The organism is Stutzerimonas stutzeri (assembly GCF_019090095.1).
GTDB lineage: Bacteria > Pseudomonadota > Gammaproteobacteria > Pseudomonadales > Pseudomonadaceae > Stutzerimonas > Stutzerimonas stutzeri_AN.
In genome coordinates, this window is record NZ_JAGQFP010000002.1 from 1,049,227 (window position 1) to 1,068,982 (window position 19,756).

General features: G+C 65.3%; 24 protein-coding genes. 17 read left to right on the plus strand and 7 right to left on the minus strand.

The window, feature by feature from the left end:
* Positions 1-8 precede the first annotated feature (8 nt).
* Positions 9-929, minus strand: a complete 921-nt coding sequence (locus KVO92_RS14370) for a histone deacetylase family protein (RefSeq protein WP_217476250.1) — start codon at positions 927-929, stop codon at positions 9-11.
* Positions 930-1,007: 78 nt separating this feature from the next.
* On the opposite strand from KVO92_RS14370, the gene KVO92_RS14375 reads away from it, so the two are divergent.
* The 3 genes from KVO92_RS14375 (at position 1,008) to KVO92_RS14385 (ending at position 3,110) form a co-directional block, all read left to right on the plus strand.
* Entirely contained in the window at positions 1,008-1,571 is a 564-nt protein-coding gene (locus KVO92_RS14375; protein ID WP_217476251.1) for a GNAT family N-acetyltransferase, read from the plus strand.
* An 82-nt stretch (positions 1,572-1,653) separates the two neighbouring features.
* The gene (gene tesB, locus KVO92_RS14380) at positions 1,654-2,523 is read left to right on the plus strand and encodes an acyl-CoA thioesterase II (RefSeq protein ID WP_217476252.1); all 870 of its coding nucleotides are present in this window, start codon (positions 1,654-1,656) and stop codon (positions 2,521-2,523) included.
* A 32-nt stretch (positions 2,524-2,555) separates the two neighbouring features.
* Positions 2,556-3,110 carry an HAD family hydrolase gene (locus KVO92_RS14385; RefSeq protein ID WP_254621532.1) on the plus strand — a complete coding sequence of 185 codons (555 nt, stop codon included), beginning with the start codon at positions 2,556-2,558 and terminating at the stop codon, positions 3,108-3,110.
* Positions 3,111-3,469: 359 nt separating this feature from the next.
* Here KVO92_RS14385 and trxA read toward each other — a convergent pair whose 3' ends face one another.
* Positions 3,470-4,339: a thioredoxin gene (gene trxA, locus KVO92_RS14390; protein WP_217476254.1), complete on the minus strand. Its 870-nt coding sequence runs from the start codon at positions 4,337-4,339 to the stop codon at positions 3,470-3,472.
* Between the two features lie 199 nt (positions 4,340-4,538).
* Between trxA and yedE the strand changes: the two genes are divergently transcribed.
* Together yedE and yedF are read left to right on the plus strand one after the other, a co-directional pair.
* Complete coding sequence (gene yedE / locus KVO92_RS14395; protein ID WP_217476255.1) at positions 4,539-5,765, plus strand: selenium metabolism membrane protein YedE/FdhT; 1,227 nt, start codon at positions 4,539-4,541, stop codon at positions 5,763-5,765.
* Positions 5,734-5,970 (plus strand): sulfurtransferase-like selenium metabolism protein YedF, encoded by a 237-nt coding sequence (gene yedF, locus KVO92_RS14400; protein ID WP_102853278.1) that lies wholly within the window; start codon positions 5,734-5,736, stop codon positions 5,968-5,970. The genes yedE and yedF overlap by 32 nt, the downstream gene beginning before the upstream one ends.
* A 3-nt stretch (positions 5,971-5,973) precedes the next feature.
* Here yedF and thpR read toward each other — a convergent pair whose 3' ends face one another.
* From thpR to KVO92_RS14415, 3 genes are read right to left on the minus strand one after another with little or no spacing between them, the layout of a single operon-like run.
* Positions 5,974-6,528 (minus strand): RNA 2',3'-cyclic phosphodiesterase, encoded by a 555-nt coding sequence (gene thpR, locus KVO92_RS14405; protein WP_217476256.1) that lies wholly within the window; start codon positions 6,526-6,528, stop codon positions 5,974-5,976.
* A 22-nt stretch (positions 6,529-6,550) separates the two neighbouring features.
* Positions 6,551-7,207 (minus strand): class I SAM-dependent methyltransferase, encoded by a 657-nt coding sequence (locus KVO92_RS14410; RefSeq protein ID WP_217476257.1) that lies wholly within the window; start codon positions 7,205-7,207, stop codon positions 6,551-6,553.
* The gene (locus tag KVO92_RS14415; RefSeq protein ID WP_336512641.1) at positions 7,204-7,632 is read right to left on the minus strand and encodes a YbaY family lipoprotein; all 429 of its coding nucleotides are present in this window, start codon (positions 7,630-7,632) and stop codon (positions 7,204-7,206) included. Before KVO92_RS14415 ends, KVO92_RS14410 begins: the two co-directional genes overlap by 4 nt.
* 114 nt (positions 7,633-7,746) lie before the next feature.
* On the opposite strand from KVO92_RS14415, the gene nrdR reads away from it, so the two are divergent.
* On the plus strand, positions 7,747-8,214 hold the full coding sequence (nrdR, locus tag KVO92_RS14420; protein ID WP_021206698.1) for a transcriptional regulator NrdR: 468 nt from the start codon (positions 7,747-7,749) through the stop codon (positions 8,212-8,214).
* Positions 8,211-9,320, plus strand: coding sequence for a bifunctional diaminohydroxyphosphoribosylaminopyrimidine deaminase/5-amino-6-(5-phosphoribosylamino)uracil reductase RibD (gene ribD, locus KVO92_RS14425; protein WP_217476258.1), 1,110 nt, complete (start codon positions 8,211-8,213; stop codon positions 9,318-9,320). Before nrdR ends, ribD begins: the two co-directional genes overlap by 4 nt.
* 34 nt (positions 9,321-9,354) lie before the next feature.
* On the opposite strand, the gene KVO92_RS14430 is transcribed toward ribD, so the two are convergent.
* On the minus strand, positions 9,355-10,104 hold the full coding sequence (locus KVO92_RS14430) for a hypothetical protein (protein WP_217476259.1): 750 nt from the start codon (positions 10,102-10,104) through the stop codon (positions 9,355-9,357).
* A gap of 749 nt (positions 10,105-10,853) precedes the next feature.
* Here KVO92_RS14430 and KVO92_RS14435 point away from each other — a divergent pair.
* The 10 genes from KVO92_RS14435 (at position 10,854) to KVO92_RS14480 (ending at position 17,852) form a co-directional block, all read left to right on the plus strand.
* A complete protein-coding gene (locus KVO92_RS14435; protein WP_217476260.1) occupies positions 10,854-11,522 on the plus strand; it encodes a riboflavin synthase in 669 nt (222 codons plus the stop codon).
* Between the two features lie 22 nt (positions 11,523-11,544).
* A complete protein-coding gene (ribBA, locus tag KVO92_RS14440; protein ID WP_217476261.1) occupies positions 11,545-12,624 on the plus strand; it encodes a bifunctional 3,4-dihydroxy-2-butanone-4-phosphate synthase/GTP cyclohydrolase II in 1,080 nt (359 codons plus the stop codon).
* A gap of 59 nt (positions 12,625-12,683) precedes the next feature.
* On the plus strand, positions 12,684-13,160 hold the full coding sequence (gene ribE, locus KVO92_RS14445) for a 6,7-dimethyl-8-ribityllumazine synthase (protein WP_217476262.1): 477 nt from the start codon (positions 12,684-12,686) through the stop codon (positions 13,158-13,160).
* Positions 13,157-13,642 (plus strand): transcription antitermination factor NusB, encoded by a 486-nt coding sequence (gene nusB / locus KVO92_RS14450; RefSeq protein WP_217476263.1) that lies wholly within the window; start codon positions 13,157-13,159, stop codon positions 13,640-13,642. Before ribE ends, nusB begins: the two co-directional genes overlap by 4 nt.
* A gap of 14 nt (positions 13,643-13,656) precedes the next feature.
* Positions 13,657-14,613, plus strand: coding sequence for a thiamine-phosphate kinase (thiL, locus tag KVO92_RS14455; protein ID WP_217476264.1), 957 nt, complete (start codon positions 13,657-13,659; stop codon positions 14,611-14,613).
* A 71-nt stretch (positions 14,614-14,684) separates the two neighbouring features.
* Positions 14,685-15,152 carry a phosphatidylglycerophosphatase A family protein gene (locus KVO92_RS14460; RefSeq protein WP_217477264.1) on the plus strand — a complete coding sequence of 156 codons (468 nt, stop codon included), beginning with the start codon at positions 14,685-14,687 and terminating at the stop codon, positions 15,150-15,152.
* 99 nt (positions 15,153-15,251) lie between these two features.
* Positions 15,252-15,899, plus strand: a complete 648-nt coding sequence (locus tag KVO92_RS14465; protein WP_217476265.1) for a retropepsin-like aspartic protease family protein — start codon at positions 15,252-15,254, stop codon at positions 15,897-15,899.
* A gap of 119 nt (positions 15,900-16,018) precedes the next feature.
* On the plus strand, positions 16,019-16,636 hold the full coding sequence (ribA, locus tag KVO92_RS14470; protein WP_217476266.1) for a GTP cyclohydrolase II: 618 nt from the start codon (positions 16,019-16,021) through the stop codon (positions 16,634-16,636).
* Positions 16,633-17,052: a hypothetical protein gene (locus tag KVO92_RS14475; RefSeq protein WP_217476267.1), complete on the plus strand. Its 420-nt coding sequence runs from the start codon at positions 16,633-16,635 to the stop codon at positions 17,050-17,052. The genes ribA and KVO92_RS14475 overlap by 4 nt, the downstream gene beginning before the upstream one ends.
* Positions 17,052-17,852: a cobalamin-binding protein gene (locus KVO92_RS14480; protein WP_217476268.1), complete on the plus strand. Its 801-nt coding sequence runs from the start codon at positions 17,052-17,054 to the stop codon at positions 17,850-17,852. Before KVO92_RS14475 ends, KVO92_RS14480 begins: the two co-directional genes overlap by 1 nt.
* A gap of 14 nt (positions 17,853-17,866) precedes the next feature.
* Here the strand turns inward: KVO92_RS14480 and KVO92_RS14485 are convergent, their stop codons facing one another.
* Complete coding sequence (locus KVO92_RS14485) at positions 17,867-19,741, minus strand: TonB-dependent receptor domain-containing protein (RefSeq protein ID WP_217476269.1); 1,875 nt, start codon at positions 19,739-19,741, stop codon at positions 17,867-17,869.
* Positions 19,742-19,756 lie beyond the last annotated feature (15 nt).

Here is a 19,756-nt window from a genome sequence, read left to right on the forward strand (position 1 = left end):
GGCTGCGTTCAACCCAAGCCGTGGCGGCGCCACGCCTCGGCGGCGCTGAAATGCAGTTGCGCATGCCGCCGGGCGAGCAGTGCCCGGTCCTTGTCGTAGCCGCCGCCGATCACACCGACCACCGGAATGTCCCGGCCCAGGCAGTGCTCGATCACCGCGCTGTCGCGCATCGCCAGCCCTTCATCGGTGAGGTTGAGCAAACCCAGGGCATCGTCGCGGTGAACGTCGACGCCGGCGTCGTAGATCACCAGGTCCGGCTGGTACAGCGGCAGCAGATAATTCAGCGTGTCGTCGACCACCTTCAGGTAGTCGGCGTCGCCCAGCCCCGGCGCGAGCCCGATATCCCAATCGCTGCGTGCCTTGCGCACCGGAAAATTCTTCTCGCAATGCAGTGACACGGTCACCGCATCCGGGACCTGCTCGAGAATGCGTGCGGTGCCGTCACCCTGATGCACATCGCAATCGAAAATCAGCACCCGGCCGACGCGACCGCTTTCCAGCAACGACAGCGCGATCACCGCCAGGTCATTGAAAATACAAAATCCCGAGGCATGATCATGGTGAGCGTGGTGGGTGCCGCCGGCCAGGTGGCAGGCCAGCCCGTGTCGCAGCGCCATTTCGGCAGCCAGCAGCGAACCACCAACCGCGCGTACGGTGCGCTGGGCCAGTTGCGGGCTCCATGGCAGGCCAAGCCGGCGCAGCTCTTCACGGCTCATGTCGCCGGTGCAGTAGCGCTCGACGTAGGTGCGGTCATGGGCGAGCACGAGCAGCTCGCTGGGGCAGGGTTCGGGGCGCAACAGGGCCTGGTCCGTGGTCAAACCGCTGGCGACCAGGTGATCGCGCAGCAACCGGAACTTCTCCATCGGGAAACGATGTCCCGGTGGCAACGGCGGGCTGTAGTCGTCATGAAATATCAGCGGTAGCGGCATCGATCGGCGCCCGGATGGTCAGCCGCGAGTATGCAGATCCGGCAGCAGGCCCTACAAGGAAACAGCAGGAAGCACCCGATGGAACGCATTGAACTGGATACGCCGCGGCTACGGTTGCGCGGCTGGCATGACACCGACCTCGACCCATTGGCCGAACTGTGCGCCGACCCGCTGGTGATGCGCTATTTCCCGGCGCTTTTGTCGCGTGATGACTGTGCGCTCGCGATGGCCCGCTGGCGGATTCACTTCGTACGCCATGGTTTCGGGTTGTGGGCGTTGGAGCGCAAGGACAACGGTCGCTTCATCGGTTTCACCGGGCTGGCCTGGAGCCGTTTGCAGCAGCCGTTCTGCCCAGCCGTCGAGATCGCCTGGCGACTTGCCCGCGAACACTGGCGCCAAGGGCTGGCCCGCGAAGCCGCGCAGGCCTCTCTGGCCTGCGCCTTCGAGCGTTTGGAGCTGCCGGAAGTCGTGGCCTACACGGCGGCGGTCAACGACCCGTCCAGGCAGCTGATGCGCGCGCTGGGGATGCGCCACGATGCTGGAGGCGACTTCGAGCATCCGGATCTGCCCGACGGGCATGCCTTGCGCACCCACGTCCTGTATCGGCTGACGCGCCGCGAGTGGTTCGCTATTCGACGTTAGGCGCAATCAGTGGAGCGGATACCGCGGAATCCGTACCATTGCTCGCCTGCCCCGTGCCCCGCATGAATAAAGGAATTGCACCATGACCGACACCCTAGACACGCTGGTGAGCCTGCTGTCGCTGGAACGCATCGAGGAGAACCTGTTCCGCGGCGCCAGCCAGGACTTGGGTTTCCCGCAGCTGTTCGGCGGTCAGGTGGTCGGCCAGGCACTGTCCGCTGCCAGCCAGACGGTCGCGCCGGAGCGGCATGTGCATTCCATGCACGGCTATTTTTTGCGCCCCGGTGATTCGCACCAGCCGGTGGTCTACGACGTCGATCGGGTCCGCGATGGCGGCAGCTTCACCACCCGCCGGGTCAGCGCCATCCAGAAAGGCCAGACGATCTTCACCTGTAGCGCCTCGTTCCAGGCCGACGAGACCGGTTACGAACACCAGTTGCAGATGCCGGACGTCGAAGGCCCGGAGAACCTGCTCAGCGAGTGGGAGCTGCTGCACAAGCTGACGCCGCTGGTGCCGCCGCGCGTGGCCGAGAAGCTGCGCCGGCCCAAGCCCATCGAGATCCGCCCGGTGACATTGCAGGACCCGATCAATCCGCAGCCCATCGAGGCGATCCGGCACATCTGGTTTCGCGCCGACGGTTCGTTGCCGGACAACCCCGCGCTGCACAAGTACCTGATGGCCTACGCCTCGGACTTCAGCTTCATCGGCACCGCGCTGCAGCCGCACGGGGTGAGTTCCTGGAGCAAGTTCATTCAGCTGGCGAGCCTTGACCACTCCATCTGGTTCCACCGCGAAGTACGTGCCGACGACTGGCTGCTCTACACCATGGACAGCCCCTGGGCCGGCAATGCCCGTGGTTTTGCCCGCGGCAGCATTTTCAACCGCGCCGGCCAGTTGGTCGCCTCGGTGGCCCAGGAAGGGCTGATCCGCGTGCGCGAGGACTGGAAGTGAGCCTGGCCGATGCGCGGCACTGGGTGTTCGACATGGACGGCACCCTGACCATCGCCGTGCATGATTTCCCGGCGATCAAGCGGGCGCTGGACATCCCCGAGGACGACGACATCCTCCATCACCTGGCCGCGTTGCCGGCCGACGAAGCGGCCAGCAAGCGCGCCTGGCTACTCGAACACGAGCGGGAGCTGGCGTACGCCGCAACGCCTGCGCCTGGCGCACGTGAGCTGCTGCACTGGCTGCGTGAGCGTGGGTGCCGCCTTGGCGTGCTGACGCGCAACGCCCATGAGCTGGCACTGGTGACCTTGCAGGCCGTCGGCATGGGTGATTATTTCGCCAGCGACGACATTCTCGGCCGCGACGAAGCACCGCCAAAACCTGACCCTGGTGGGCTGCTGCACCTGGCGGACCGATGGTCCGTTGCGCCGGCCGAGCTGGTGATGGTCGGCGATTACCGCTTCGATCTGGAATGTGCCAAAGCGGCCGGTGCGCGAGGTGTACTGGTCAACCTGCCGGACAATCCATGGCCGGACCTGACCGATATGCACGCCCGCGATTGCCTGCAATTGCGCGACATGTTGGGTTAACGCCAAGCCGGCGGAGAGTCGCTGTGCAGGGCTGCATCGCCGAGTGATCGAGTAACGAGTGGCTGAGTAGCCCTGTGGGAGCCCGGACCTCGGGGCGAAGCCTTTGCCTCTGCGCGGGCCCGGCCACCTCATTCGCCGCGGGTCGCGGCTCCTGCAAATGGCACGCGCTGTCCTTGTGGGAGCCCCGACCTCGGGGCGAAGCGGGTACTTTTCAGCGGGCCGGAAGGCCGCTTTCGCCGCGGGTCGCGGCTCCTACAAAGAGCGCCGCGGGTTGGCACGCACTGCCTTTGTAGCAGCCCCGACCCCGGGGCGAAGCTGTTGCTCCTCGCGCGTCCTGCGGGGCGGCTTGTTTTCCGGGCTTAATACAGCGCCTGGTAAAGCTTGCGGCGGTAGGTCGTGACCAGCGGATGATCGCTGCCCAAGAGCTCGAACACCTGCAGCAGCGTCTTGTGCGGCAGCCCATCGGCATAGGTCCGATTACGCACGAACAGCTTGAGCAGACCGTCCAGCGCCGCCTCATGCTGCTGGCGAGCGAGCTGCTGCACGGCCAGCTGGTAGGCCGCCTCATCGTCCTCCGGGTTCTGCGCCAGGCGACTCTTCAGGTCGGCGACTTCCGGCAGGTCGTTGGCTTGGCGCAGGAAGGTCAACTGCGCACGGGCGCCGGCCAGTGCCTGTTTGTGTTCATCGCCCTTGACCGCACCGAGGACGGCCTCGGCCTCGCCCAGTTCGCCGCGCTCGGCCAGGCAGCGTGCATAGAGAATCAGCGCGGCGGCATTTTCGTTGTCGTCGGCCAGCAGTTGCTTGAGCTGCTCCTCGGCATCGCCAATACGGCCTTCGGCAAACAGCGCCTGGGCCGTTTCCAGGCGGTCGGCTTCGGGGGCCGGCGGCGCCTGGACGTGGGGTTGCAGCATGGCGCGAATGGCCGACTCGGGCTGCGCACCGGCGAAACCGTCAAGCGGTTGGCCGTCCTTGAACAGCACCACGGTGGGCAGGCTGCGCACGCCGAAGCGGGCCACCACGTCCTGCTCGATGTCGCAGTTGACCTTGGCCAGCAACAGTTCGCCGCCGTATTCCTCGGTGATCTTCGCCAGCAGCGGCATCAGCGCCTTGCACGGCGCGCACCACTCGGCCCAGAAGTCCACCAGGACCGGCTTGTGAAAGGAGTTCTCCAGCACCAGTTGCTCGAAGTTGGCGCTGGTGACGTCAAAAATATAGGGCGTCTGGCTCATGCTGTTCTCTAGGTTGGGCGGGCGAAATGAGACGTGCATCTTAAGTGGGGCTGCGGCCTCGGGAAAGCAAGCGCTCGCGCGTCGCCATCGGTTGGTCTATGTTTGCGCCGCCCGGGTTGCGGCACCGCTGTCGGCCCGAGGCAAAACCCTTTCCTAGACCGGTGCGGCGTTTGCAGTCGCGCGTCAGATGGAGCTTCGCATGTCCTTTCTCTCCGATTTCCGGGAGCGCTACCTCGTGCGCTTCTGGTCACCCTTGCCGGCCCTGGTGGCCATGGGTGTCGCTTCCGCTTACTACTTTGCGATCACCGGCACTTTCTGGGCCGTCACGGGTGAGTTCACCCGGTGGGGCGGCCATGTGCTCGCCTGGCTGGGCTTCCAGCCGCAGGAGTGGAGCTACTTCAAGATTCTCGGGCTGTCGGGCACACCCCTGGATCGCGTCGACGGCGTGATGATCATCGGCATGCTGCTTGGCGCGCTCTGCACCGCGCTGTGGGCCAACAACGTCAGCCTGCGCTGGCCGACCAGCAAGCGGCGGCTGCTGCAGGGGCTGGTGGGCGGCATCGTCGCCGGCTTCGGCGCGCGCCTGGCAATGGGCTGCAACCTCGCGGCTTTCTTCACCGGAATCCCGATGTTTTCCCTGCACGCCTGGGCCTTCATGCTGGCCACGGTGGGCGGTGCCTGGATCGGTGTGAAGATCTGCCTGCTGCCGTTTCTGGGCACCCCGCTCAAGGTTGGCAGCCAGGCCAGTTCGCTGTTCAGCGACCCCCAGGCTACCCAGCGCCGTGCCGCCCGGCAGGCGCGGCTCGGCGTCGCGGTCGCCGTGCTGGCGCTGGTGTTCCTGGCCTGGCGTTTCGACACCTCGCTGGTGCTGGGCATGGCGGTGCTGTTCGGGCTGGTCTTCGGCGGGCTGATCGAGCGCGCGCAGATCTGCTTTACCAGCGCGGCGCGTGACCTGTGGACCACCGGGCGCACCCGCGCCGCCTACGGCATCCTGCTGGGCATGGCAGTTGCCTGCATCGGCACCTTCGGTGCGATCGCACTCGGCGCCAGCCCGAAGATCTTCTGGATGGGTCCCAATGCCATCATCGGCGGCGTGCTGTTCGGCATCGGCATCGTCGTGGCCGGTGGCTGCGAGACCGGCTGGATGTACCGCGCCATGGAAGGTCAGGTGCACTTCTGGGTGGTCGGCATCGGCAACGTCATCGGCGGCACGCTGGTCGCGGTCTACTGGGATGAGCTCGGCACCTCGCTGGCGCTGCCCTATCCGAAGGTCAACCTGCTGGAAACGTTCGGCCCCGCCAACGGTCTGCTGCTGACGCTGGCCGGGCTGGCCATCGCGATGTTGCTGGTGCACCTCAATGCTCGTCGTTTCCAATCCAACAGGAGTCCTGCCCGTGAGCCAGGCCACACCGAATCTATCGCTTGATCTGCGCGGCGAGCACTGCCCGTACAACGCCATCGCCACGCTGGAAACCCTGGCGACCATGCAGCCCGGGCAGCTGCTGGAAGTGGTGACGGACTGCTCGCAGTCGGTGCATGGCATCCCGGAAGACACCCGGGCCAAGGGCTACGAGTGCCAGGTCGAGCAGCACGGTTCGCTGTTTCGCTTCCTGATCCGCATCCCGGCCTAGCCGCTAGCCCGGAGTCGCCTCGCCGGCGGCTTCGGGGCCGGTCAGCGGCCAGCTGCCCATCTCGCGGTAACACACGCCGTCCTCCGTGTTCTCCGACCGGTAAAGTACGAAGCGATCGGCTACCCAGCTGAACGCCGGTGGCTCGCCTTGCTGGGGCAGTTCGGCCTGGCGGGCCAGGGTCAGGTGCGGCAGGAACGGGCGGCTGTCGAGGACGATGCCCTGCGCGCTCAGCGATTGGCCAAGGCTCGCCGCCAGCTGCAACAGGGCCGTCGGAGGTGACTGCGGCCGGAGGCAGACGAATCCCTTGCCGAGGGCGACCAGGCCGTCGAGCGTCAGCTCGAAGCGCGGCGCCTCGATGGCTGCGGCCAGGTGTTTCAGCGCCTCCAGGCGGGCGGCTGGCTGCGCGCCGAGAAAGGCCAAGGTCAGGTGAAATTTCTCCGGCGCGACCTTGCGCCCTCCCGCGATCTGACCGTCGCGCCAGTGCGCGATGGCGCTTGCCTGCGCTGGCGGGCAGGGTAAGGCGAAGAACAGTCGCAGCGTGTCGGTGTGGGCCTGCATGGCACCCTCCCGCGTCGTCGATTCAGGCCCGCTTGGCGTGGTACAGGCTGACCCGGCGAAACTCCGCGGGCTCGGCCAGATCCGGCCAGGTGCAGGCATCGAGCACAGCCAGCCGTTCATAGGCCGGGTGCTGGAAATCGCGCACCCGGGAATCGGCCACCAGCACCTCCTTGCCACGGCTGAGAAACTGGTCGAGCAGCGGCAGATTGGCGCGATCATAGAGCACGTCGGCGACGATAATCAGGTCGTAGCGGTCGGGCTCGGCGAAGAAGTCCTGCGAATAGCCTAGCTGCACCTGGTTGAGCGCGGCATTGAGCCGACAGGACGCCAATGCGGTCGGGTCGAGGTCGCACGCCACTACCTCGGTCGCACCCGCCTTGGCCGCGGCGATGGCCGCAACGCCGGAGCCGGCACCGAAGTCCAGCACCCGCTTGCCTCGCACCCACTCCGGGCGTTCGGCCAGCCAACGCGCCAGGACCAGGCCGCTGGCCCAGCAGAACGACCAGTAGGGCGGGTCTTCGAGAATCCGCCGGGTCTCTTCGGGGCTGAACGCGCGCGTCATGTTTTCCGGCTCGATCAGCCAGAGCTGGATATCCGTGCCGGGCAACGTGGCGATGCCGAGCTGCGCATCACCGAGCAGCCGGGACAGCCCGGTCTGCAGCTCGTCGGGCGCGGTCATGGCGCCGGGACCAGTCGCAGCGGGCCCAGCGACTGGTTGGCCGAGCTGGTCACCTGTACCGCTGGCAGGCGCATGATCAACTGACCGGAGCGGGTGACGCGGCCGCGCAATTCGACCGGCTGGTTGGCTGGAAACTTTTCGGCGTTGAATTTGAGGATGAACGGCAACTCGCTGCCGCGACCCTGCAGTTGCAGGCTGCTCAGCAAACGGTCCGGCTGGTCGCGTCGGTTGACCTCCAGCAGCGCCAGCTCGACTTCGCTGTCGGCCGGCACGCCGATCAGACTGCCGTGCAGTTCATGCAGGACGCTGGTCGCCTGTGGTGGCTCCTCGAAGGTGACCGGCGCCGAGGGGCGCTGGGTTTCCTGGCTCGAGCAGGCGGCCAGCAACATCAGAAGAGCGGGAACGGCAAAGGGGCGTAACGGCACGGACGGCCTCCTCGAGGGCGGTGAATGCGCGCCTGTATAGCAGCAATTCCGTCAATTTGTCTTGCCGACGGGATGCGCTAACATGGCTCTCCCGACGTCTGACAGCTCTAGCCCATGCATTGTCCCTTCTGTGGTGCACACGACACCAAAGTCATCGATTCGCGCCTGGTGGCCGAGGGCGATCAGGTGCGCCGTCGCCGCGAATGCCTCGCCTGCGGCGAGCGCTTCACCACCTTCGAAACGGCCGAGCTGGTGATGCCGCGGCTGATCAAGCAGGACGGCAGTCGGCAGCCCTTCGACGAGGAAAAACTGCGGGCCGGCATGCAGCGTGCGCTGGAGAAACGCCCCGTCAGTGTCGAGCGGCTGGAGGAGGCCATCGCCCACATCAAGCACAAGCTGCGTGCTACCGGCGAGCGGGAGATCAAGTCGCGTGTGCTCGGCGAGCTGGTGATGGTCGAGCTGCAGAAGCTCGACGAGGTCGCGTATATCCGTTTCGCCTCTGTCTACCGCCGCTTCCAGGACCTCAACGAATTCCGCGAGGAAATCGAGCGGCTGTCGCGCGAGCCGGCCAAAACCGAATGAGCGGCGACGATCACGCCTGGATGGCGCGCGCGCTGCAGCTGGCGCGCAAGGGCCTCTATTCGACGCACCCCAATCCACGCGTCGGCTGCGTCATCGTCAAGCATGGCGCGCTGGTCGGGGAGGGCTGGCACGTGCGAGCCGGGGAGCCGCATGCTGAGGTGCATGCCTTGCGTCAGGCGGGTGCGCGTGCCGCTGGCGCAACCGCCTACGTCACCCTGGAGCCCTGCAGCCATTACGGGCGCACGCCGCCCTGTGCCGAGGCGCTGGTCAAGGCCGGGGTAGGTCGTGTGGTCGCCGCCATGCAGGATCCGAATCCGCAGGTGGCCGGTCGTGGTCTCGCGCTGTTGCGCTCCGTGGGCATCGAGGTGGCCAGCGGCGTGCTGGAAAGCGAGGCGCGGGCGGTGAACGCCGGGTTCATCAAGCGCATGGAGACGGGGCTGCCCTACCTGCGTGCCAAATTGGCGATGAGCCTCGACGGGCGCACCGCGATGGCCAGTGGCGAGAGTCAGTGGATCACCGGCCCGGCCGCGCGTGCCGAAGTACAACGTCTGCGGGCGCAATCGAGCGTGGTGCTGACGGGCGCCGATACGGTGCTGATGGACGATGCGCGGCTGACCGTGCGTGCCGCGGAGCTGGGGCTCGACGAGGAAACCACCGCTCTGGCCCTTCAGCGCCCGCCGCTGCGGGTGCTGGTCGACGGGCGGCTACGCGTGCCGCTCGAGGCGCCCTTCTTCCAGGCCGGCCCCGCGCTTGTCGCAACCAGCGCTGATGAACAGGCCGCATATTATCGGGCCGCTGGTCACGAGCTGCTGGCGCTGCCTGGCGCGGCGCGGCAGGTCGACCTGCACGCGCTGCTGCGTGAGTTGGCCACGCGCGGCGCCAATGAGGTATTGCTCGAAGCCGGACCACGGTTGGCGGGCGCCTTCGCCGCCCTTGGCCTGATCGACGAGTACCAGATCTTCGTTGCCGCCAAATTCCTCGGTTCGACCGCGCGACCGCTGCTCGACCTGCCGCTGGAACGGATGCGTGACGCGCGCGAGCTGCGGATCGCCGATATTCGGGCCGTCGGCTACGATTGGAAAATCACCGCCGTCCCGCACACCTAGATCGCCACGCCTGCCAAGCGTCGCGGCACTTGCGTCAGTTCACCGGCCGCAGGCCATTGTGATCGAGCTTGGCGCGGCGCTTGTTGGCGCCCAGCAGCCATCTCGCCAGCAGGCTCTCATGGTGCGGATTGCCAAAATGAAACAGGGCGGTGGCACGCAGCATGGTCGGATCGCATTGATCATTGGCATGCAGGCTGCGGTAGCCCGAGAAGAGATACAGGTTGCCCGGCACCAGCTTTAGCCGGATCGGCCGGAGCCAACCACGCCGTACCGCAAAAGCCACCAGCTTCTGGCTGGCGGCATTGTGCAGCACAGCTTTCTCTATGACGTTGCGCAGGGCATTGAAGCGGACACGCCGCACATTGGGAAAGATGATCAAGTCGCCGCAGTGCGTGCCCAGCGTCGGGATGAACAACGGCAGCAGTGCGGTCACGGCCGTCGCATCGAAGTGATAGAAGTGCGACTGCTTGAGTCCGCTGCGGCCCTGCAGGCAGCGAAGCACCGGAAAGATCTGCTCGGTGGCGGCCGGCTCCCGTCCCGTTTGAAGGCGATACAGCGCCGCCATCGTCTCCTTCAGCGCCGTGGAAAGCGCCAGCCCCGCGATCAGGCTGCCGCCCAGTGCTTCGATCCCATGTATGGAAAAGTATTCGCCGCCCTGGATGGCGGCTTGCTGGGCGACGAAGGTGCGCCCCAGCTCGAGCTGCTCGGGCGACAGGTAGTGTTCGATGACCGTGAAGCCCCGTTGATCGATCTCGGCAGCCTGCTCGGCCGCCGATGCTTGCATAGCCGTAACCTCTGACATACCCATCCCTCGTGGCACATGTGAAGGCTCGGAGCGTGCGTCCTGATCGTGCCCGGGGCTGCGCGGGGGGATCGCCAAAATACGAGCGAATCCTGGCTCGGCGTGTCGGTACGAAGAAATGCGGGAGTGACGTTCCTTCCTGATCGTCTTGCGTTGCATCGGGCTCTGGCGGTTCGCGCTGAAAGGAGGCCGACGCGATGCGTATGGACAAACAGGCGCAACGGGAGTTGCGCAAGATGTAAAAAAATGTTGCCCGGCCGCGAAGTGCGGTCAGAACGTCGTTTCCTGGCTGCAGAAACGACTCATCTATGTTAAAAACTGCGCCGGGCCTGAAAAGGCTCAACGTTCTCAGGGCGGGGTGCGATTCCCCACCGGCGGTAATGACGCAGCGGCCATGAAAGTGGGCGAGCGCAGGGCAGGCAAGGCGCGATACGACGGAAAGCGGGCTTACGGCAGTCAACGAGACTGCGGTTAATCAGCTTCGAGGGCGATCGCAACGCAGTCTGCGTGATGTGCAGTCGCGTCTAGCCCGCGAGCGCTTGCTCAGGCAAGGTCAGCAGACCCGGTGTGATTCCGGGGCCGACGGTATAGTCCGGATGAGAGAGAGCGGGATGCCTCGACGGGCGCCGTTCGTGCGCGCGTCTACTCCCTATCGATCTGCAGCGCCCTGTTTTGTCCAAAACAGGAGTTCGTCATATGCGTCGTTTCACCCGCCTTCCACGGGAGGCCACATGTTCACAGGAATAATCGAATCCATCGGCACCATTCGCGCCATGACGCCCAAGGGAGGTGACGTACGCGTGCTGGTCGAGACCGGCAAGCTGGATCTTGGCGACGTCAAACTCGGCGACAGCATTGCCGTCAACGGCGTCTGTCTGACCGCCGTCGAGCTGCCAGGCAACGGCTTCTGGGCCGATGTCAGCCGCGAAACGCTGGCACGCACCGCCTTCGTCGACCTCAAGGCCGGCAGCCGGGTCAACCTCGAGAAAGCGCTGACGCCGACCAGCCGCCTCGGCGGCCATCTGGTCAGCGGCCACGTCGACGGCGTGGGTGAAGTGGTCTCGCGCGAAGAAAATGCCCGCGCTGTGCAGTTCCGCATCCGCGCGCCGCGCGAGCTGGCCAAGTACATCGCGTTGAAAGGGTCGATCACGGTCGATGGCACCAGCCTGACGGTCAATTCCGTCAACGGCGCGGAGTTCGAACTCACCATCGTTCCGCACACCCTGGCCGAAACCATCATGGTCGACTACCGCCCCGGGCGGAAGGTCAATCTGGAAGTGGATCTGCTGGCCCGTTACCTGGAGCGTCTGCTGATGGGCGACAAGGCCGCCGAGCCCAATGCCTCGGGCCTGACGGAAAGCTTCCTGGCCGAACACGGCTACCTGAACCCGGCTCGGTAAACGAATAGAAGGATTGGCCACCATGGCTCTGAACACCGCTGAAGAACTGATCGAAGACATCCGCGCCGGCAAGATGGTCATCCTGATGGATGACGAGGACCGCGAGAACGAGGGCGACATCATCGTCGCGTCCGAATGCGTGACCGCCGAGCACATCAATTTCATGGCCCGCTTCGCACGCGGCCTGATTTGCATGCCGATGACCCGCGAGCGCTGCGAAATCCTGCAACTGCCATTGATGGCGCCACGCAACGGCTCAGGATTCGGCACCAAGTTCACCGTCTCGATCGAGGCCGCCGAGGGGGTTACCACCGGCATTTCCGCGGCCGATCGCGCGCGCACCGTGCAGGCTGCCGTGGCGAGGAATGCGGTAGCGGAAGACATCGTCAGCCCCGGTCACATCTTTCCGCTGATGGCGCAACCCGGTGGCGTGCTGGCACGCGCTGGGCACACCGAGGCAGCTTGCGACCTGGCGCGCATGGCCGGGTTCGAGCCGTCGGGTGTCATCTGCGAAATCATGAACGATGACGGCACCATGGCGCGTCGTCCGGAGCTCGAGCTATTCGCCGAGCAGCACGGACTGAAGATCGGCACCATCGCCGACCTCATCCATTACCGGATGATCCACGAGCGCACGGTCGAGCGGGTCTCCGAGCAGCCGCTGGAAACCGAACTGGGGCAATTCAAGCTGGTGACCTATCGCGACGAGGTCGAGGACACCGTGCACATGGCGCTGACGCGCGGCGAGATCTCGCCGGAAGACCCGACGCTGGTTCGTGTGCATAACATGGAGCCACTGCGCGATCTGCTGCTGGTGACCGTGCCGGGCCGCTGGAGCCTGCGTGCCGCGATGAGCGAGGTGGCCAAGGCCGGCAGCGGCGTGGTGCTGCTGCTGGGCAATCCGCTGACCGGCCCGCAGTTGCTGGCCCAGCTCAACCGCCAGCAGTCGCAGAGCCCGGCGACCTACAGCACGGTCGGTGCCGGTTCGCAGATTCTGCGCGACCTTGGGGTGCGCAAGATGCGCCTGATGAGTGCGCCGATGAAGTTCAACGCGATATCCGGGTTCGACCTGGAAGTTGTAGAATACCTGCCCGCTGAATAAATCAGAGGCGCCGCGCAGCTTGCGGCGCCTTCGTTCTTTAAAGAGATGAGAAAGCACCCATGCCCCTGAAGACCATCGAAGGAACCTTCATCGCCCCGCAGGGCAAATACGCCCTGGTCGTAGGCCGCTTCAACAGCTTCGTCGTCGAAAGCCTGGTCAGTGGCGCGGTTGACGCGCTGGTTCGCCATGGTGTCAGCGAAGACGCCATCACCATCATCCGGGCACCGGGTGCCTTCGAGATTCCACTGGTCGCGCAGAAGGTCGCTCAGCAGGGCGAATACGACGCCATCGTCGCGCTGGGCGCGGTCATCCGCGGTGGCACCCCGCACTTCGAATACGTGGCCGGCGAATGCACCAAGGGCCTGGCGCAGGTTTCCATGGAGTTCGGTGTGCCGGTCGCCTTTGGCGTACTGACGGTCGACTCCATCGAGCAGGCCATCGAGCGCTCCGGCACCAAGGCCGGTAACAAGGGCGCCGAAGCCGCATTGTCTGCCCTGGAAATGGTGAGTCTGCTGGCGCAGCTGGAGGCCAAGTGAGCCTGAATCACGACGACAGCCAGGATGCCCCGCAGCCCAAGGCCAAGGGCAAGATCGCGACGCGTCGCGTGGCACGCAGCCTGGCGATGCAGGCGCTGTATCAGTGGCACATGGCGGGCCAGAGCCTCAACGAAATCGAGGCGCAGTTCCGCGTCGACAACGATTTCTCCGGCGTTGACGGCACCTACTTCCATGAGCTGCTGACCGGTGTCGCCCGCGGCAAGACCGAGATCGACGGCGCGATCGTGCCGCATCTCGATCGTCCGCTCGAAGAACTCGATCCGGTCGAGCTGGCGGTCCTGCGCCTCTCCACCTTCGAGCTGATGCAGCGCATCGACGTGCCGTACCGGGTGGTGATCAACGAAGGTATCGAGCTGGCCAAGGTGTTCGGCGCCACTGACGGGCACAAATTCGTCAATGGTGTGCTGGACAAGCTGGCGCCCAGCCTGCGCAGTGCCGAGGTCGGCGCGCACAAGCGCTGAGCCTGGCCTGCCAGATGGGTGAGTTCGAGCTGATCCGCCACTACTTCGCCGCCGCCGCTTGTGCCAGGGCTGGCGGCGAAGTCGCGTTGGGCATCGGCGATGATTGCGCCTTGCTGGCCGTTCCGGTCGGTGAGCAGCTGACGGTATCCACCGACACGCTGGTTGCCGGCGTGCATTTCCCTGATCCCTGCGACCCTTATCGGCTTGGCCAGCGTGCATTGGCCGTATCGACCAGTGACCTGGCCGGTATGGGGGCGACGCCCATCGGCTTCACCCTGGCGCTGACGATTCCTGCTGCCGATCCCGATTGGTTGAGCGCGTTTGCCCGTGGCCTCGACGCGATGGCGGCTGGCTGTGGCATGCGCCTGATCGGCGGCGACACCACCCGCGGCCCGTTGAGTATCACGCTGACGGTCTTCGGTCGTGTACCGACCGGCGCGGCGTTGCTTCGCAGCGGCGCCAGGGCTGGGGATCTGCTCTGTGTCGGCGGTGCGCTGGGCGACGCGGCCGGTGCATTGCCCATTGTGCTCGGCAAACAGCTGGGCGAATCGGCTGACGCGGCGGCTCTGCTACGGCGCTACTGGTCGCCGCAGCCTCAGCTGGCCTTGGGGCAGGCACTGCGTGGCAGGGCGACGGCGGTGCTGGATATATCCGATGGTCTGCTGGCCGACTGCGCGCATATTGCCGACGCCTCGGGCGTCTCGTTGCAGATCGAGCGATCCCGGCTGCCGTTGTCGGATGCGCTACGGGCTGTCGCTGGCGAAGGCGCGCTGCAATGCGCCTTGGCCGGTGGCGATGATTATCTGCTGGCGTTCACGCTGCCTGCCGAGCATCTGCCGTCGCTGCGCGAAGAAGGGTGGTCTGTCCATGTGATCGGCCGTGCCGTTGCGGGCGTGGGCGTTCAGCTGCTCGATGCGGAAGGCAACGCCATAAGCACCGGTGACCCGGGTTATAACCATTTCCGCGATTGAGCGATGCGTTCGTTCGAGAAGAACAAGAGGAACACCGTTTGACCGATTCCCTGCAGCCTGGCGCCGAACCGATGCCCGTGTCGGTCTGGACCAATCCCTGGCACAACCTGGCCTTCGGTTTCGGCTCCGGCACGCTGCCCAAGGCGCCCGGCACCTGGGGCTCGCTGGTGGCGCTGGCCTTCGTGCCGCTGTGGCAGATGCTGCCTGGCTGGGGCTATGGTGTGCTGATCGTTGCGAGCATGCTGTTCGGGATCTGGCTATGCGGCAAGGTCGCGCAGGACCTGGGCGTGCACGATCACGAGGGCATTGTCTGGGACGAGTTCGCCGGTATCTGGATCACCTTCTGGCTGGTGCCGGCGGGTTGGTACTGGTTGTTGCTCGGGTTCGTCGTGTTCCGCGTGCTGGACATCTTCAAACCCTGGCCGATCAGTTGGGTCGACCGGCACGTGCACGGTGGGCTGGGCATCATGCTCGATGACATCCTCGCCGGGTTCGCCGCCTGCGGCGTCATGCACCTGGCGGTGCGCTTGCTCGGCTGAGCCCTTCCTTCGGGCGGCCCGGGTTGTGCGTCGGATCGCTGCAAGGCCCAAGGGCTCATGAAAGAATGCGATCCGCCCTGCGTTAAGGAGCCGCCGCTGATGCGTCCCGTCGCCCTGTTGTTTGCCATGACCCTGCCGATTCTGGCGTTCACTGCCCTGGCGTCGCCGCGCGTGCAGGTGGTCGGCCTGTTTCCCGGTGCGGCCGTGCTGAATGTCGACGGTCAGCGCAAGCTGGTGCGGGTCGGTCAGACTGGCCCTGGCGGCGTCGAGGTGATCAGGGCTGACGCCAACGGTGCAGTGCTTCGAGTGGAAGGCGTCGAGCGCAATTACAGTCTTTCTCGCGAGCTGAGCGCCGGTTTTGCCGAACCCGAACGTCGGCAACTGAGCATCGCTCAAGGGCAGGGCGGCCACTATTGGATCGCCGGTTCGATCAATGGCCAGCCCGTGCAGTTTCTCGTCGATACCGGAGCCACCTCGGTGGCGATCAATGAAATCCAGGCGCGGCGGCTCGGTATCGACTACCGGGTCGACGGTCGGCAAATCGTCGTCGGCACGGCAAGCGGTACGGCCAAGGCCTGGCGGGTCAATCTCAACAGCGTGAAGGTCGGCGTGATCGACGTGCTCGGCGTCGAGGCCGTCGTGGTGGAAGGCGGCTCGCCCACCGAAGCGCTGCTTGGCATGAGCTTTCTCAGCAGGGTCAGCTGGCGCGAGGAGCAGGGCGTCCTGAAACTGGAATCGAAGTTCTAGCGCCGGTCCGTCGCTGCGGGCTTGGCGTCTGCGCAGCGGTGGTGGCCGCATCTTCCGATACAGCTTGCCCCGGCACTGCTGTTACAATATCCGCTTTTCCGTCTTCTGGAGTCGCTCCGGTGTCTGTCGTGTTCGTCGCCGCTTCCAAACTGCCGACGCCGTTCGGTGTGTTCACCATGCATGGTTTTCTCGATCAGGACACTGGCAAGGAGCATGTCGTGCTGACTCTGGGCGACGTTGCGGACGGCAAGCCCGTCCTGGGACGCCTACACTCCGAATGCCTGACCGGCGATGCCTTGTTCAGCCTGCGCTGTGATTGCGGCTTCCAGCTCGAAGCCGCGCTGCGCGCGATTGCCGAAGAGGGGCGCGGAGCCTTGCTCTACCTGCGTCAGGAAGGCCGCGGTATCGGGCTGCTGAACAAGATCCGTGCCTACGAATTGCAGGATGGCGGTGCCGATACCGTCGAGGCCAACGAGCGTCTTGGCTTCGCGCCAGACATGCGCGACTACGCGATCTGTCTGCCGATGCTCGAGCACCTGGGCATCGCCGAAATCAAGCTGATGACCAACAACCCACGCAAGGTGAAGGCGTTGCAGGGCTTCGGTATCCGCGTTGCCGAACGCATGCCGCTGGAGGTCGCCCACAATCCGCACAACCGCAAATACCTCGCCACCAAGGCCGGCAAGCTGGGCCATATGCTCGGCGAGATCCATCAGGGCGAAGCCGAGCAGTCGTGAACCGCTCGGCCGCCCGTCGCCAGCTGGTGCGCGACGGTTGGCGTTACCTGCTGGGCATCGTCCTGCCTGTGCTCATCAGTAGCCAGTTGCCCCCGTTGGCGGGCCGTATCGGCGAGTCGCTCGCATTGCCGCTGTTCTTCATTGGCCTCGCCACACTGTTCCTGAGCCTGCGCCGATTCACTGCCTACAAGCATGCCCTGATCGCGGCGGAAAACAGCCTGAACACTGCTACCGAAGCGTCCGCGTGGGCGGCGTTGCGTGCCGTCCGGCTGCGGGCGTTGCGCACCGCCGCGTTACCCGCATGGATAGCGGCAATCGGCGCGCCCATCGGCCTTGAGCCGGTTGCCCAGGTACTGCTGGTGTCTGGCAGTCTCGTCCTGCTGCTGCTCTACCGCATTCCGCGCCAACTCCAGTGATGCGGGCGCTATTGCTGGCCATCGCGTTGTCATGCTCGCCGCTGCTTGCCGCAACGGAGCGGGTGGTCAGCCTGGCGCCTTCGCTCAGCGAGATCATGCTGGAGCTGGATGCGGCGGACTTGCTGGTCGGCGTGCTCGATGGCGGCGAGCGGCCCGATGCGCTGGCCCAGGTGCCGTCCGTGGGGCGGCTCGGTCAGTTGGAAATGGAAAGCCTCCTGGCGTTGCAGCCGACATTGGTGTTGCTCTGGCCGGACAGTATCAGCCAGGCGCAACGTGAACAGCTGAAGCAGTTCGGTATACCGGTGCTGGTCGCGCAGCCCACGTCGTTGGTGCAGTTGTCACAGCAGTTCGCGCGAATCGGCGAGCGGGTTGGGCGCGGCGAGCAGGGCCGGCAGCTCGAGCAGTCGTTCCAGCAGGGCCTGGATCGCCTGCGTGAGCGTTATCACCGCGAGCGCCCACTGGCGGTGTTCTACCAGATCTGGAACCGGCCGCTGTACACCCTCGGCGGAAGACAGATCATCAGCGAAGCCATCGAAGTGTGCGGCGGCCACAACGTCTTTGCCGACCTTCAGCTGCCGGCGCCTCAAGTCAGCATCGAGTCGGTGCTATCGCGCAATCCCGAGGTGATTCTCGCTGGCAGCGGCGCTCAGCTATCGGAGTGGAACGCCTGGCCGCAGCTCGCCGCAGTGCGCAAGGCGCAACTGTGGGAGGTGCCGGACAAGGGGCTGGAGCGGCCGAGCTTCCAGATGCTGGGAGCCATCGGGAAGCTCTGTGAGGTGATGGGGCAGGCCGCACGCTGACGTGCTGTGAAGGGTTAAAGCGCTGGAGTCCAGATGACCGCGAGCAGGCCGGTTCGGCCCTGTTTGCGGTAACCGTAGACGCTGTCCATGTCGCCGAAGCTGCGCTGATACAGCGCCTGGTGGTAGTCCTTGTCCAGCACGTTCTCCAGCTTTGCTTCCCAGCGAAGTTCGGGGCTGGCCTGCCAGCTGGTGCGCAGGTCGAGTACCGCATAGCCGGGAATCGTGCTGCGCTCGGACTCGAAGTTGGCATTGAAGGCGCCGTCGTCGAAACGTTCGCTGAATGCCTGCCAGGTCGCACCGACGCCAAATTCACCGAACTGGCGATCCAGGTCCAGGCTCAGCGTGCGCTTGGCGCGGCGTTGCAACACGCGACCATTGTCCCGGTCGCGCGGGTCGATGATGCTCAGTCCTAGATTGGCCTGCCAGCCGAGCAGTTCGCGGGCCGCGCTGGCTTCGAAGCCGTTGATTCGAGCCTGGTTGACGTTCTCCATCTGACGGCCGCCCCAGGCAATCATGTCTTCGACGTCGGTGCGATACAGCGAGGCGTCGAGTTGTGTACCGTTGAAGTCGGCACGCCATTGCAGCTCGTAGGTCTTCGAGGTTTCCGGCCTCAAGTCCGGATTGGGGCCCCAAGCCGGCGGTGCGTAGAGGTCGGTGAAGGTCGGCGCGCGAAAGCCTTCGCCATAGCTGAGTATCCAGCGCTGCGACTCGCCTACCGGCAGGCTGAAGGCTGCGTTCCAGCTGTTGTGGCTACCGAACTGCTGGTTGTCGTCGTGGCGCAGACCCAGCTCCGTGCCGAAGCCGTCGCCCTGATAGCTATGCTGGGCGAAAAAGGCCAGGTTGTCGCGGCTGTTTTCCTGATAGGCCGTGCTTGCGTCCAGGCGATCTTCGTACCAGTCGCTGCCGAGGCTTAGCTGGTGGTTTTCGTTCAGTTGCAAGCGGTTGATCCAGGCGGCCGAGTGACGCGTGGTTTCCAAGAGCCCGTCGTTGAACGCCGAGCCCACAGCACGGTTGCGGTCGAAACTGCGCCCCAGCTCCAAACGACTGTTCCAGGCCTCGCTCAGTTGCCCGTCCAGATAGCCGCTGTAGCTACTGACGTGGAATTCGTCTTGGGGGACGCCGGGGGCGAATTCGTACGCATCGTCGTACTCGTTTTCGCCACGCTGGTCGTTAAGGCTCAGGCCGGCTTTCCAGTTGGCATCAAATTGGTGGTCGAGTTTCAGATGCAGGGCTTTGGTGCGCTGGCCATCGTCGTCGCTGTCAGCCCCGCGCTTGTCCCGGGTGATATCGAAGCCCTCGCGCTCGTCGAGGCTGGCTCCGAGGTTGACGCGGGTCTGCTCGGTACCGCCAGACAGGTTCAGGCTGCGCTGGTAGGTTTTGTCGCTGCCCGCGGCCAGGCGTATTTCCGGGCTCAGGCCCGGCTCGCCACCGCGAGTGAATATCTGGATGACACCGCCAATAGCGTCGGCGCCGTACAGCGACGAGCGCGGGCCGCGGATGACTTCGATACGCTCGACGTTATCGATGGCCAGATAATCGAGGCGGGCGAACCCGCTGGTTGCCGAGGAAATGCGCTGTCCGTCCAGCAATACCAGGGTCTGCGCCGTGCCCGTACCGCGCAGAGACAATGACGGCAGGCCACCGGCGCTGCCGATCAGCACGCCGGGTACCCGGCGAAGCAGTTCGGGCACGCTACGGGCCTGCAAACGCTCGATGTCGGCACGGGTAAATACCGTGTTGGCTGCGGTGGCCTGAGCGCGTGGCTCGGCTTGGCGTGCCGAAGTGACGAGCATGTTCGGTAGTTGATAGCTGCCATTCATGTTCGTATCGGCAAATGCCGGGGAGGCCGGGAGCAACGCCACGGCCAAGGCAAGACGGGACAGTTTCATCAGGATCAATCCTCA

Bases quoted from the DNA above. Each gene is read 5' to 3' on its own strand.
- tesB (WP_217476252.1), top strand. From the start codon at position 1,654: ATGACCGACACCCTAGACACGCTGGTGAGCCTGCTGTCGCTGGAACGC.
- KVO92_RS14485 (WP_217476269.1), bottom strand. From the start codon at position 19,741: ATGAAACTGTCCCGTCTTGCCTTGGCCGTGGCGTTGCTCCCGGCCTCC.
- KVO92_RS14370 (WP_217476250.1), bottom strand. From the start codon at position 929: ATGCCGCTACCGCTGATATTTCATGACGACTACAGCCCGCCGTTGCCA.
- ribE (WP_217476262.1), top strand. From the start codon at position 12,684: ATGCCCCTGAAGACCATCGAAGGAACCTTCATCGCCCCGCAGGGCAAA.
- nrdR (WP_021206698.1), top strand. From the start codon at position 7,747: ATGCATTGTCCCTTCTGTGGTGCACACGACACCAAAGTCATCGATTCG.
- KVO92_RS14410 (WP_217476257.1), bottom strand. From the start codon at position 7,207: ATGACCGCGCCCGACGAGCTGCAGACCGGGCTGTCCCGGCTGCTCGGT.
- KVO92_RS14375 (WP_217476251.1), top strand. From the start codon at position 1,008: ATGGAACGCATTGAACTGGATACGCCGCGGCTACGGTTGCGCGGCTGG.
- KVO92_RS14480 (WP_217476268.1), top strand. From the start codon at position 17,052: ATGCGGGCGCTATTGCTGGCCATCGCGTTGTCATGCTCGCCGCTGCTT.
- ribBA (WP_217476261.1), top strand. From the start codon at position 11,545: ATGGCTCTGAACACCGCTGAAGAACTGATCGAAGACATCCGCGCCGGC.
- KVO92_RS14435 (WP_217476260.1), top strand. From the start codon at position 10,854: ATGTTCACAGGAATAATCGAATCCATCGGCACCATTCGCGCCATGACG.
- thpR (WP_217476256.1), bottom strand. From the start codon at position 6,528: ATGCAGGCCCACACCGACACGCTGCGACTGTTCTTCGCCTTACCCTGC.
- yedE (WP_217476255.1), top strand. From the start codon at position 4,539: ATGTCCTTTCTCTCCGATTTCCGGGAGCGCTACCTCGTGCGCTTCTGG.
- KVO92_RS14430 (WP_217476259.1), bottom strand. From the start codon at position 10,104: ATGCAAGCATCGGCGGCCGAGCAGGCTGCCGAGATCGATCAACGGGGC.
- KVO92_RS14385 (WP_254621532.1), top strand. From the start codon at position 2,556: ATGGACGGCACCCTGACCATCGCCGTGCATGATTTCCCGGCGATCAAG.
- KVO92_RS14465 (WP_217476265.1), top strand. From the start codon at position 15,252: ATGCGTCCCGTCGCCCTGTTGTTTGCCATGACCCTGCCGATTCTGGCG.
- trxA (WP_217476254.1), bottom strand. From the start codon at position 4,339: ATGAGCCAGACGCCCTATATTTTTGACGTCACCAGCGCCAACTTCGAG.
- ribD (WP_217476258.1), top strand. From the start codon at position 8,211: ATGAGCGGCGACGATCACGCCTGGATGGCGCGCGCGCTGCAGCTGGCG.
- thiL (WP_217476264.1), top strand. From the start codon at position 13,657: ATGGGTGAGTTCGAGCTGATCCGCCACTACTTCGCCGCCGCCGCTTGT.
- KVO92_RS14460 (WP_217477264.1), top strand. From the start codon at position 14,685: ATGCCCGTGTCGGTCTGGACCAATCCCTGGCACAACCTGGCCTTCGGT.